This is a genomic window from Moraxella tetraodonis (assembly GCF_022359095.1).
Classification (GTDB): Bacteria; Pseudomonadota; Gammaproteobacteria; order Pseudomonadales; family Moraxellaceae; genus Faucicola; species Faucicola tetraodonis.
This window is the reverse complement of record NZ_JACSYB010000001.1, coordinates 1,768,621-1,781,882: the sequence shown is the minus strand read 5'-3', so window position 1 is coordinate 1,781,882 and position 13,262 is coordinate 1,768,621. Positions and strand designations below refer to the sequence as shown.

The following is a 13,262-nucleotide window of genomic DNA, read 5'->3' as shown; positions in this document are numbered from 1 at the left end:
TAGTTTCACCTGTGAAAATACAGTTAAAAGTTGCGTTCAGTATAACGGCTAAAATTAAAAAATGTTACTGAAAATTGACCTACTGTTCATAAAATTTTAGTGGCTAATTTTAGTGGCGAATAAGGGGTTGATTTGGCACAAATAAGCAACGTAACTTTTTACCAAAGCCATTAAAATAGCAAGCTTGAATGACTTTGATGTGACGATAATTTAGCCAGTGACCGATTTAACATTTACCGATTGAAAATTTAAGAGACACGCCATGCCTAGCAAAAAAAAGCCTCAAAACCCAACGACTCAAACAGCCACTCAAACAACAAATGCTCAAACAACAACCACTCAAACAGGCGCAAACAATACGGCTTCTCAAACCACGGCTAACAAAATACCCGCAAAAAAATCATCTACCAAAAAAACGGCCACGGACACAACAGCCGCGCTGCCCATCGCTATTGCTCTGCCCAAATCCTTACAGCATGCTCAGTGTGTGGATTTGACGCGCCATCGCTACCAAGGCAAGCTATTAACCCAAGCAGATAGTATTGCGCTTGGCAAACAGCAGCGTAAGGCGTACCCATTAAAAACCTTGGCTGCCATCAGCCAACGTCCGACTGCCATCGACGCGCTCAGTCTTTATCATTGGTCCAATCAAGGTCGGTTGACAGCGTTATTACCCATACGAGCCAAGCGCATGAGTGTATCACCGTTTACTTTTTTTCGTGGGATGCCCGCTTTGATGCTGTTTGACCAAGCATGGCAGGGGCAACATTCTGGGCTGTTTCAGCAGATTTGCGGTGATTGTCATGTCAGTAATTTCGGCGGTTATGCCAGTCCTGAACGCAATTTATTATTTGGCATTAATGATTTTGATGAAACCATCGTTGCGCCATTTGAATGGGATTTGCAGCGAATGGTTGCCAGTATTTTAATCGCCAGTCAAAGTTTTAAGTATGTAGAATCGGTGGGCTATAAGGCGATAGAAAAACTGCTGACCAGTTACCTTGATGGATTAGAAGCGCATTGCAGCTTGTCACCGCTACAAGTGTGGTATGAAAAAATCGACACCCATAAAATATTGGCAAATACCGAAGACGTGACTGTTCGTAAACGCCGTCACGCCGATTTTGAAAAAGCCAAAAAAAATGATGCGGTAAAAATGCTGCCAAAATTGACTGAGCGTGATACTGTCACAGGGTTACGTGCGTTTAAAACGGACGGTGAATTGCAGCGACCACCACACCGAGGACAGCCTTTTTTTGCCGGTAGCCACGCCTTTTTTGACGCTTATCGAGATACCCTGAAGTCAGATAGACAAGTATTGTTTGACCGGTATGATTTTACCGATGTGGCGCTCAAAGTAGTTGGGGTGGGGAGTGTCGGTACCGTGTGTGCGGTGGCATTATTCCAAGATGCCGACCATGAGCCGCTGATATTGCAAATGAAGCAAGCCAAAGCGTCTATCTTGACACCCTTACTGGCAAAACAATTTAGCCATCAAGGCAAACGCGTGGTTGAAGGGCAACAATTGATGCAGGCATCGAGTGATATTTTCTTGGGCTATGCATCGCTCAATAACTTTGAGATGGATTTTTATGTCAGGCAGCTGCGGGACATGAAGTATTCGGCGTCTCTTGAGACCATGACGGCTGCCCATTTTTATGAATATATCGAAAGCTGTGGCCATGCCTTGGCGCATGCGCATACCAAAGCGGGCAATGCCGATACGCTTATGGGCTATCTGGGCAATGGTAGTGAAATCATCCCTGTCATGCAAGCGTATGCCGAGCAAACTGCCGCTCGCAATGCCCAAGATTATGCGCAATTTATGAACCAAATAGCCGATGGGCATATTACTGTGGCAGGCGATGAGGTATTATAGTAGCTATACAACCATCTTAAAAAAATTTTTGAGTCTTAAAAAGTTTAAAATGATAAAAAATATCGCGTTTTATATCATCAAAAAGTTCGTTATTATCACAGGGTGAAAGGAGAAAACCAAATGCCAAACAGTCACTTACCGCGTCCCGAAACTGCCGAGCAAGCGCTCGAGATGCTCAAACAAGGCAACGCACGATTCGTAGAGAATGTGCAAAACCCCCAATCAACCTTGCTAGCGTCTAATGCACTCACCCATGTGCATGAACCGTTTGCGATTATTTTGGGTTGTTCTGATGCGCGCGTGCCCGCTGAGATTGTCTTCGATCAAGGTTTGGGTGATTTATTCGTCATTCGTGTAGCAGGTAACGTAGTCGCGCCGTCTCAGATTGGCTCGGTTGAGTTTGCCACTGAAAAATTCGGTACCAAGTTAGTCGTGGTGTTGGGTCATTCACATTGCGGCGCGGTGACGGCTTGTGTGGAGACACTGATCAATCCTGATCAGCAGTTTTCGCCCAATTTACGTTCGATTGTTGACCGTATTCGTCCCAGTGTTTACAACTTGCATGAAATCTATACCGCCAATGGACAAGACATTGACGCGCAAGAGTTGATTAATCGAGGCATTAAAGCCAACGTGCGTATGTCAGTCACCCAACTCAAACACGGCTCTCGTATTCTTGAAGATGCGGTTAATAATGGTAGCTTAATTATTGTTGGGGCGGTGTATGATTTGGACACCGGTAAAGTGACCTTTATTGAGTAGCCAGTATTGAATAGCGAATAGTAAATAGTGAATTGAGCAGCTTACCTAAGCGTAATGTTATTAGCCATGATGTTATGAACCATGATGTTATTAGCAATGAGGGCTATATTTTTACCCAAAAGTTAAGTAAAATTAAAAAGTATTGAATTTTTGGCAAACTGTCGCTATTAATGAAGTTTAGTCAACGTCTTTTTCTTTTAACATTTTTTCTTTTAGAGGCATATTACAATAAGGATCACTATGTCAAACTTGTCTGCTACCAATGGGTTTATCTTTAATCACACTATGCTTAGGGTGAAAGACCCGCAAGTGTCTTTGGCTTTTTATCAAGATGTATTAGGCATGACGCTACTACAAACCAAACGCTATCCACAAGCGGAATTTGATTTGTATTTTTTGGCAAAGCTTACCGATGAACAGGTGGCAAATTTGCCGACCGATACTGCCGCGCTAGCAGCATTTACCTTTAGTCAGCCAGGGGTGCTAGAATTGACCCATAATTATGGCACGGAGTCTGATGCAGAGTTTCACTATCACAGTGGCAACAGCGAACCACAAGGATTTGGGCATATTTGTTTTGCCGTGCCAAATCTACAAGAAGCGGTGGCTTGGTTTGAGCAACATCAAGTCACCTTCAAAAAACGCCCTGAAGAAGGCGCGATGAAAGATATTGCCTTCATCTTGGATCCAGATGGATACTGGATAGAAATCGTACAACCAAACTTAATGGGTTAATCGCCCATTAAAAAAAGGGCAATTGTGATTGCCCTTTTTTATTGTGTTTTATTAAGATTGTGTCTTATTAAGCCTTGAGGTTCAACCAATCTCTGGGTTTTAGATAAAAATCCGTGAGTTCAAATTCAGGCGTTCCTGCGATAGGCTCATAACGATATTCCCAGCCCGTGAGCGGCGGCAGACTGACCAAAATCGACTCAATGCGCCCGTTTGATTGCAAGCCAAACAAAGTGCCGCGGTCATACACCAGATTGTATTCGACATAGCGACCGCGACGGTACAACTGAAAATTACGCTGCGGCTCGGTATAGCGCGTGTGTTTGCGTTTCTCAAAAATTGGGATAATACCTTCAAGATAGCCATTGCCTACCGCCTGCATAAAGGCAAAGCACTTATCAAAATCCCAACCCATGCTAAGGGTGTTCAAATCATCATAAAACAAGCCGCCGATGCCACGTTGTTCGTTACGATGCTTTAAATAAAAATACTCATCGCACCAAGCCTTAAACTTGGGATAAACGTCACTCCCAAACGGCGCGCACAAATCATAACACACTTGGTGCCAATGCACGCAGTCTTCCATCACAGGATAAAACGGCGTCAAATCAAAGCCACCACCAAACCACCAAATCGGCTCGTAGCCTTCTTTTTCGGCGATAAACATGCGCACGTTGGCATGACTGGTTGGCACGTTGGGATTGGTCGGATGAATCACCAGCGAGACACCGAGTGCTTGCGCTTGGCGACCGGCAAGTTCAGGGTGGCGAGCGGTGGCAGTGGCTGGCAGATGGTTGATAACAATGTGGCTAAACATCACCCCGCCTTTTTCGATCACTTTGCCGCCTTGAAGTACATTGGAGCGACCACCGCCCAAATTTTGATGAGTGCCTTGTTCCGCGGGTCTTTCCCAAACATCGGCGACAAATTTGGCATTGCTGGCACCTTCAGCATATAGATTAAAGCCGCCAGTGGCTTCTTGGTGTTCTAGCGCTTGGCAAATACGATCTTGTAAATCAAGTAAATAAGCGCGAACGGCTTGAACATTGTGTGAGGAGAGCAGCATAGACATAAGCAATAGTTCTTTTAAAAATTTTTAGCGATTAAATTTTAGTGGTTAATTTTTAATAATCATTGTAACACATAATCGCGTGGGTAAAATTGGGCGTATTGACTGATGATACGCATAAATATTTACATAAAACCCTTAAAAAAATCGTCACAGCCGCTACCCAAATGGTCAGAAAACTCATAAAATGCCATAACGTCTTGATAAAATTAAGTTGAGATTTCATAAACTGATTAGCCGAGTGATACTGATTGATTTAGTGATATAGTTATTGGGATCATATAGTTATCGGACTATCAAGTTATCAGATGGATGATTACATTAACCATTTTTGGAGAAAACTATGAATAAATTATTAATCACATTAGTGACAGTCATCAGCCTTGTGGGCTGTGGTAAAAAAGAAGAAGCCAAAACTGAAACCACTACCACGACGACGACCACCACAATAGCGTCTGTACCTGCCAATACAGCGACTGCAACGGCAAATACAGCGACTGCTACTGCGTCACCGGCAAAATAATAGTGGCGAGAATATGATTGATAAAACCGCTAATCCACTTAGCGGTTTTTTTTATGCTTTTTTTATGCTTTTTTTATGCCATGGTAGATTTATCAGCTTAAGGCTTTAGCAGGTTTAGCCTGATTTCTGTGTACCAATTCAGCATAGATCAAGTCAGCATAGATTTAATGAATAATCGCTAAAATTTTGCTAAAATAAGCGCCTTTTTTTGATACCTACACTCTAGCAACATGCGGTTAAAACAGCTCAAACTGGCAGGCTTTAAATCCTTTGCCAATCCTACAACGTTTCATTTCCCCAAAACCATTACCGCGATTGTCGGACCCAACGGCTGCGGCAAATCCAATGTGATTGATGCCATTCGCTGGGTGCTGGGCGAATCCTCCGCCAAGCAGCTTCGTGGCGGCGCGATGAGTGATGTTATTTTTGCAGGCACGCAAGACAAGTCCGCCAAAAGCTTGGCAAGCGTAGAATTGGTGTTCGAACATACCCACGGCGAAGATGGTAGCAGCGGCATCCACCACGCGCTTAATCTGTATCAAGAATTATCGGTGCGTCGGCAAATCAATAAAGAAGGCAAATCCGATTACTTTATCAATGGCACCAAAGTACGCCGCCGTGATGTGGTCGATATTTTTTTGGGCACAGGTCTTGGCGCGCGCTCGTATGCGGTGATTGAGCAAGGTATGATAGGGCGCATCATTGATGCCAATGCGTTGCAGCTACGAGAGTTTATTGAAGAGGCGTCGGGCGTATCGCGCTACCAAAGCCGGCGTGATGACACCCAAAAACAGCTCGATACCGCAAGCGATAATTTAGCGCGGCTGCATGATATGGTCAGCGAACTGACCAGCCAACAAAAACGCCTAGAAAAACAAGCCAAAACGGCACAACAAGCCCAGCAATGGCAACAAGCGCAGCAGGCGATCAGTGAACAGCTACTCATCGATGACTATGGGCAGGCGTGGCAAAAACAGCAAACACTCGCGGCAGATTTTCAAGCGATGCGTGAGCGGGTGGATGCTCAGCAAGTATTGATTGAAGGATTAATCGAGCAGCAGCAACTTGCCCAGCAGGCTCTGACTGAGCAACAGCACACGCTACAAACCGAGCAAAATCTTGCTAAGGATTATTGGCAGCAGCAGCATGAAACGCAAAGTCTACTGAAACAAGCTGAACAAGCCCTTGCCAATGACCAACAACGCCTTAATATCCTCAATGTTGAATTGGGTCGTTTTGCTGAGTATCAACAAGCGTTGCAAGCACAAAAACAGCAAGCACAAATGCGTATTGAAGGCTTACCTGCAAAGCTTGAACAGCTCACCGCACAGTTGCGCCAATTGCGTGATGAACAAGATGATTGCAAACAGCAGCGTGAGAAAATTGCGAAAAATTTAGTGGCATTAAATAAGCAAAAGCAAGACGTAGAAAAAAATCTTGCCGTCAGTGAAAACGCCCTCAAACACCATGCCAGCCAACAACAGCGCCAACAACAACGCCAAAGCGAACATGACAAAGCCGTATTGGCATGGCAGACTGCTAAGGCCACATTTGACCAGCAATTTGCAGCGTTTGATGACAACGAGCTAGACACGCAAATGACGAGAATCAGTGATGAGATTGAACGTCTTGAAGTCAATATCATCGCCCGTCAAGAGTCTATCGCTGACCAAGCCGATGAAGTTGACAGCTTAACCCGTCAGCATCGCCAAGCTGAGCAGCAGTACCAAGCGTGGCAAACCGAGCACGCGACACTACAAAATTTGCTAGCCCAACAAGAAACTGTCCTTGCCCAAGTTACCCACCAGTCAGCCAATCAAGAACATACTAGCAGTTTGCCAAAACTTATCAGTCAACTGCAATTGACCGAAACAGGTAAGGGGTATGCCAAGGTTTTTGATACCTTAGTTACGGTATTTGCCAAATGGTCTATCGCGGCTGACCAAGATTTTGCCCAAATCATCCATGACAATGCGCTGTTTATTGATAATAAACCAACTTTACATCACACCTCGAAAAATCACACAGCGAACAGCCATCTAATAGAAGGTTGTTTGCCACTGTCTGCTTTGATTGCGGCGCCCAATCTGGCTATTTTTCAGCAGGTTTGGATCAGTGCGACGCCACTTGACTGGGCAGATGTGCAGGATAAAGGGCTGATCAATAACTTACCAACGGGCGATTGGTTGCTGGTGCAGACATCAGCGCAACAGCTGATACTCTGTAATGAGCAGCTGCTGATTAACCTAAGCCATTTGTTGCAAGATGCGGGTCAGCAGGTTATCAGTTTTAGCCAGCAGTTGATGAATGAAGCCCGTATTGAAGAGCTTGATGAACACTTAGCGCAGCAACAACCGCAACTACAGCGTCTAGCCGATCGCTTGCAACAAGCGAGAGTTAGTCTGCAAGAATGGCAAGCCCAAGACCGAACCGCGCGTAATCAACTGCTAAGCCTAACCCAGCAACAACAGCAATGCCAGCAACAAAAACTACAACAGCAGTATCGATATCAATCCGCACTCGATAAACTTAATGAAGATAAAAAACGCCTCGACAGTGACAGCAAGCGTCTACAACAAGAGGGGCTAGGTTTTGCGGACAAATTGCAGCAAGAACAACAGCGGGTTCATGAGCTAAGCAACACGCTTTCGCATTTACAACCGCAATTACAGCAGCAAATCAGCGAGCGCCAGTCACTCGATGAACGCTTAAATCAGTTTGCCAGTCAGCAGCGCGAGCTAGAACAACAACAAAATCGCATCACCCAAACACTGGCAACCGGAAAATTGCAAATCACCGCAAGTGAGCAGCAACTTGCCAAAGCTTGCCAAGACCAAGCAAGATTCACCAGTGAGCAGCAGCTGCTTAGTCATAAAATTAGCGAGCAGCAGGCACGCTTGCCCCAGCTACAACAGCAACTCACGGTGGACTCGACACAACTGCAAACCGCCAATGACAGCGTTACGCAATTGACAATGACCTTAAAAACCATGGAAACCGAGCTACATCAAGCGCAATTGGGTGTGCAAGAGTCTCAGCAGCAGTTAAGCCAACTACAACAGCAATATCACACCACCGACACCGCATGGGCACTAGCAAAACAAAACGTGGCATTGATTGGTGAGCAATTGACTAGTCGCAAAATTGCCGTGCCAAAAACTGACAATATTGAGTTGCTGGGTAGCAGCAAACGCGAGCAACTACAACGACAACTCGATCAGTTAGCATCACAGGTGCTTAATCTTGGGGCAGTCAATCATGCTGCGGTGGCTGAGCTCAGTGAAGTGAACAGTCGCTTGGCGCCCCTTGCTGAGCAAATCTCGGATTTGACCGCCAGTATTGACAAATTGCAACTTGCTATCCAGCAAATTGACAGTCAGACCAAACAGCTTTTTATGGATATGTTGACCCAAGTTAATATCGAACTTAACAAGCTATTTACCCAAGTGTTCGGCGGCGGGCAAGCGCAGCTAGTATTATCAGACCATACCAATGACAAAGATAACAGCGGCAAAGGCTGGCAGTCAGGGCTAGAGCTTATGGCGCAGCCGAAAGGCAAAAAGAACAGCCGGCTAGCGCTGTTATCGGGCGGTGAGAAGACCTTAACGGCGTTAAGTTTAATCTTTGCTATTTTTAAACAGCAGCCCGCGCCATTTTGTGTGCTCGATGAAGTCGATGCGCCGCTCGATGATGCCAATGTCGCGCGCTTTACCCGCTTAATTGAGCAGCTTGCCAAAGACGTACAGTTTGTTTTTATCAGTCATAACAAACTTGCCATGCAAATTGCCGATGAGCTCAAAGGTGTGACCATGCCAACGGCGGGGGTGTCCAAGCTGGTCAGTGTGGATATGACTGAGGTGGAAGCTTATTTGGCATAAGCGATTTTCACCTGTCAAATACGCAAAAAGTCAAGCCTTGTCACGGTTTTTTCTAGCTGATTTTATGAAGTCATGATAGTATAACGGCAAAAATACCAATGTAAAAATTTTTACACTACAAACAGGGTCGTTATCGTCTTTCTCAAAGGTCGTTGTTTATGTCTATCACTCAGCTTATTCTTATCATTCTTGCGGTTGTTGCTATCGTTTGGGGTATTTACACGCTACTAAAATCCATTCGTCAAAAAAACCAAGATGTATTAGCGACTGACGCGATTGAACATGACAAAGATGGTCTACCTATTATTCCACGCCATCAGCGCCCTGAGCCCGAAGAAAGCCAGCTGTTTAAAGCGGAAATTACACCCGACAATCCTAAAGGCGAAGTACAGCTAAGCGCTGACGATACCGAGTTGCACCTAGATAACTATCCAGCCAATGGCGGTTTTGCCAATGCCAATGCTAATGTCACTAAATCTGCCAATGACAAATTATTGGCAGAAACCCATACATTTGTGGAAAACGAAAACGACGCTTTTAGCATGCTTGCCAATGCCACAGAGACTATCAGCCCTGTTGTGCATACTTTCGATGAAAATCAGCTAAAAAATGACAGCTTTACCGATAACAGCCCAATTTTGGACACCCATATCCAAGCGCAAATTGACGAAGAACAAAACAGCCCACTCAACAACGCCATTCAAAATATCAACATCAGTATTTTTCCCAATCAGCAGTTTGTCGACATTAAAGGCGATTATTTATTAGAGCTGATTGACAAGTATGGCTTGAAGTTTGGTGCGATGAATATGTTCCATCGCTACGAAAACAAAGACGGGACAGGCTTATTGTGGTTTAGTCTGATGATGATTGATAATGAAGGTATTTCACCGTTCGATCTCAATCGACTACCGATGCAAACCATGAAAGGCTTGGTATTATTTTTATCGCTACCACACCCACGCCCTGTTCAAGGCTTTGATAGCATGATGAGTATCGCAGGACTGCTTGCCAATGACTTAAATGCCACGGTATATGACGACACAGGCGAGCCGATTAACAAAGAAAACACCCAAGCCATGCGCGAGCTTGCCATTAATTTTGGTCGATAGATTTTATTAAAATGAAACAAGGTACTCCTCGTGAGTGCCTTTTTTTATGGTTATAAGTTTTATTGTTTTGACTGACCTGATGACTGAAAAATTGACCAAGTAAACCATCACTTTGTTGTAAAATATCCGTTATCTTTTTTAAATCATCATAATTATGAACACAGCCGCCATTACTGCGCAAATGCGCAAACTCATTGCACAGCTAAAACAACATAACCACGCTTACTACGTCCTAGATAATCCGCTGTTAGAAGATAGCGAATACGACCAACTTCGCCAAGAACTGGTGGCACTAGAAACTGCGTATCCTCAATTGGTACAAAGCGACAGCCCTACCAACCAAGTAGGCGACAAGCCGTTGCCATCTTTTACCCAAGTCACCCACCAAATACCCATGCTGTCACTGGGTAATTTATTTACCTTTGACGATTTACAGAATTTTATGCGGCGGGTCAATGACCGTTTGGCAGTCAATCAGCAAAACCCCGAATATGAAGTCGAGCTCAAACTTGACGGGCTTGCGGTTTCACTGTTGTACCAAAACGGGCAATTTATCCAAGCGGTCACGCGCGGCGATGGTCAAACGGGCGAAGATATTACCCAAAACGTGCGTACTATTCGAAATCTACCCCTGCAGCTGGCGATTGATATACCACGGCTAGAAGTGCGCGGCGAAGTACTCATGCCCAAAGCAGGGTTTGCCAAGCTCAATCGTGATGCACAGGCGAAAGGGGAGAAAACCTTTGCCAATCCGCGTAATGCCGCTGCGGGAAGTTTGCGCCAACTTGACCCAAATATCGCCAAAAGTCGTCCACTGGCGTTTTATGCCTATTCCGTCAATCAAGGCTTACCCGCTGAGATTACCACCCAATCCGATGCGCTTTTTTGGCTAAAAGCGTTGGGGTTTAGCATTAGCGATATCAAAATCGTGCAAACAGCCGCGCAGCTGCAAGCGTATTATCAAGCGGTGATTGAAAAACGCAGTCGCTTACCCTTTGAAATTGATGGCACGGTGATTAAGGTCAATAGTTTAGCCTTGCAAGAGCAACTGGGCTTTTTAAGCCGTGAGCCACGCTGGGCAACTGCCTATAAATTCCCTGCCGAAACCGTGATGACGCGTCTAAATGCGATTGAGTGGCAAGTTGGGCGCACAGGTCAGTTGACGCCTGTGGGCAAACTTGAACCTGTCAATGTCGGTGGCGTCACTGTGAGCAATGTGACCCTGCATAATATCGGTGAAATTCAGCGTTTAGACATTCGAGCAGGGGACATGGTCAGCGTACACCGTGCCGGTGATGTCATACCCAAAGTTACGCGCGTTTGGACGGACGAGCGCCCCGCCAATGCCCAAGTGGTGAGCCTGCCGACGCATTGCCCGGTGTGTGATTCACCCGTTATCATGCCAGAAGGTGAAGCGCTGGCACGATGTACCGGTGGGCTATTTTGCCCAGCCCAGCAACAAGAAGCGCTGATTCACTTTGTCAGTCGTAAAGCGATGGATATCGACGGGCTTGGTGAGCGCTGGTTGATTAACTTTTTTGAGCAAGGTATTGTTAAAAATGTCGCAGATATTTATGCGCTGAGCAATCACCGCGACGCGCTTATCAACCTTGAAAAATTGGGGGAAAAATCTGTCGAAAATATGCTAGCCGCCATTGAAAAAAGTAAAGATACGACCTTACCGCGGTTTATTTTTGCCTTGGGTATTGGTGGCGTAGGCGAGAGCACGGCGATGAATTTAGCCATGCAATTTGGCGACTTGCAGCCGCTCATGGCAGCGAGTATTGAAGCCTTACAAAAAACCCCCGATGTCGGTGAAAAAACCGCAGACTCGATTTTTGAGTTTTTTCGTGCCGAGCACAATATCGAAGTCATCAATCGATTATTACAAACCGGTATTCATTGGCAGCCTGTCAGCCAAGTGCCTGAAGGCAATCAGCCGCTTAAAGGTCAAAGTTGGGTCATTACAGGCACCCTTGAAAGCATGGGACGCGATGAAGCCAAAGCCAAACTACAAGCATTAGGGGCAAAAGTCTCAGGCAGCGTTTCTGCCAAGACCACCGCACTGCTCGCAGGCGAGAAAGCGGGTAGTAAACTTGCCAATGCCGAAAAACTGGGGGTGAAAGTGGTGACTGAGGCGCAATTCACCGATTTATTAAACAGTTATCATGCCTAATGCATAGCTAATATAGTAGAACTGGTATTGTGGAATAAGTTAACGCAACCTTGAGTAAGTTATTCGCTGCCCAAACTATATAGCAAGGTTACTTACAAAACACGTATAAATCAGTCTTTATTCATAACAATAGGGTGAAAAATTTACGCTAATATAACTTCTGTAAGTTGCTAAAAGCACTTGATATTTTAGCAAATGGAAACCCTACTGGAGAAAAGTATGAAATCACTTAAAACACTTGCGGTACTTGCGACACTTGTTGGTTCAACAGCATTGACAGCGTGTGCAACCACTGATGCCTATGGCAACCGCGTCACTACCCAAGGCTCTTCTCGCGCGGCGACGCAAGGCGCGGTAGCGGGTGCAGCATTAGGTGCACTGGCAAAATCAGATGGCGACCGTAGCGACATCGGTAAAGCTGCGGCAATCGGTGCAGCAGCGGGCGGGGCAACAGGCTATGTATTAAGTACATCACCTAACTATCCATACCAAAAATAAGCTATACTAAGAGTCATAGCCTATATCTACAGTATCCAATAGCGATGCTGTCAAAAGCCAAACCTTTAATGGTTTGGCTTTTTTCTTTGCTAAACGTTAAGCCAGCTATTTGATGCAATCAAAGATGCGTTGAAGTAGAGCCGTTAATTTTTATTTGTCTAACCTAAACTGCTAGCCTAAATCATAGCGCTAAAAATCAAGGGTATAAAAAAAGCCCTTATCAATTCGATAAGGGCTTTGGATATGGTGGATCGTCCGCGACTCGAACGCGGGACCAATGGATTAAAAGTCCACTGCTCTACCAACTGAGCTAACGATCCTGAGAAGCGTTAAGAAAACGTCTGGGAGACGTTTTTAGCTTCGCAAGAGCAAATCTATGATTTGCTAAAGCATTAAAAAATTGCAAAGCAATTTTGATTTCACAAGTCAAATTCATAAAATGACATTGTGAAACTTTCAAAATATGGTGGATCGTCCGCGACTCGAACGCGGGACCAATGGATTAAAAGTCCACTGCTCTACCAACTGAGCTAACGATCCAAAACTTTTAAGGCAATACAAAACGATTTTCACGTTTTTATTTTGGCTATTGCCGTTAAGTGAGTGCATATTATACGCATTAAATCTTAGTTT

At 45.1% G+C, this 13,262-nt stretch carries 9 protein-coding genes and 2 tRNA genes; 8 read left to right on the top strand and 3 right to left on the bottom strand.

All coding sequences use genetic code 11. The features are described 5' to 3' along the window. Positions 1-262: 262 nt before the first annotated feature. The 3 genes from H9W84_RS07795 (at position 263) to gloA (ending at position 3,376) form a co-directional block, all read left to right on the top strand. Positions 263-1,879 (top strand): DUF2252 domain-containing protein, encoded by a 1,617-nt coding sequence (locus tag H9W84_RS07795; RefSeq protein WP_239742856.1) that lies wholly within the window; start codon positions 263-265, stop codon positions 1,877-1,879. Between the two features lie 120 nt (positions 1,880-1,999). Continuing rightward, entirely contained in the window at positions 2,000-2,641 is a 642-nt protein-coding gene (locus H9W84_RS07790; protein WP_060994471.1) for a carbonic anhydrase, read from the top strand. A gap of 240 nt (positions 2,642-2,881) precedes the next feature. Next, on the top strand, positions 2,882-3,376 hold the full coding sequence (gloA, locus tag H9W84_RS07785) for a lactoylglutathione lyase (protein ID WP_007115888.1): 495 nt from the start codon (positions 2,882-2,884) through the stop codon (positions 3,374-3,376). 67 nt (positions 3,377-3,443) lie between these two features. On the opposite strand, the gene hemF is transcribed toward gloA, so the two are convergent. Then, positions 3,444-4,445: an oxygen-dependent coproporphyrinogen oxidase gene (gene hemF, locus H9W84_RS07780; protein WP_239742855.1), complete on the bottom strand. Its 1,002-nt coding sequence runs from the start codon at positions 4,443-4,445 to the stop codon at positions 3,444-3,446. Positions 4,446-4,785: 340 nt separating this feature from the next. Between hemF and H9W84_RS07775 the strand changes: the two genes are divergently transcribed. The 5 genes from H9W84_RS07775 (at position 4,786) to H9W84_RS07755 (ending at position 12,629) form a co-directional block, all read left to right on the top strand. Then, entirely contained in the window at positions 4,786-4,965 is a 180-nt protein-coding gene (locus H9W84_RS07775) for a hypothetical protein (protein WP_239742854.1), read from the top strand. 230 nt (positions 4,966-5,195) lie between these two features. Continuing rightward, positions 5,196-8,843 (top strand): chromosome segregation protein SMC, encoded by a 3,648-nt coding sequence (gene smc, locus H9W84_RS07770; protein WP_239742853.1) that lies wholly within the window; start codon positions 5,196-5,198, stop codon positions 8,841-8,843. Positions 8,844-9,001: 158 nt separating this feature from the next. Next, on the top strand, positions 9,002-9,955 hold the full coding sequence (locus H9W84_RS07765; protein WP_239742852.1) for a cell division protein ZipA C-terminal FtsZ-binding domain-containing protein: 954 nt from the start codon (positions 9,002-9,004) through the stop codon (positions 9,953-9,955). Positions 9,956-10,109: 154 nt separating this feature from the next. Beyond that, positions 10,110-12,131 (top strand): NAD-dependent DNA ligase LigA, encoded by a 2,022-nt coding sequence (gene ligA, locus H9W84_RS07760; protein ID WP_239742851.1) that lies wholly within the window; start codon positions 10,110-10,112, stop codon positions 12,129-12,131. A gap of 219 nt (positions 12,132-12,350) precedes the next feature. After that, a complete protein-coding gene (locus H9W84_RS07755) occupies positions 12,351-12,629 on the top strand; it encodes a hypothetical protein (RefSeq protein ID WP_239742850.1) in 279 nt (92 codons plus the stop codon). Between the two features lie 244 nt (positions 12,630-12,873). Here the strand turns inward: H9W84_RS07755 and H9W84_RS07750 are convergent. Beyond that, positions 12,874-12,949: transfer RNA gene (locus H9W84_RS07750), tRNA-Lys, on the bottom strand. A 144-nt stretch (positions 12,950-13,093) separates the two neighbouring features. Further along, positions 13,094-13,169, bottom strand: a tRNA-Lys gene (locus H9W84_RS07745). Positions 13,170-13,262 lie beyond the last annotated feature (93 nt).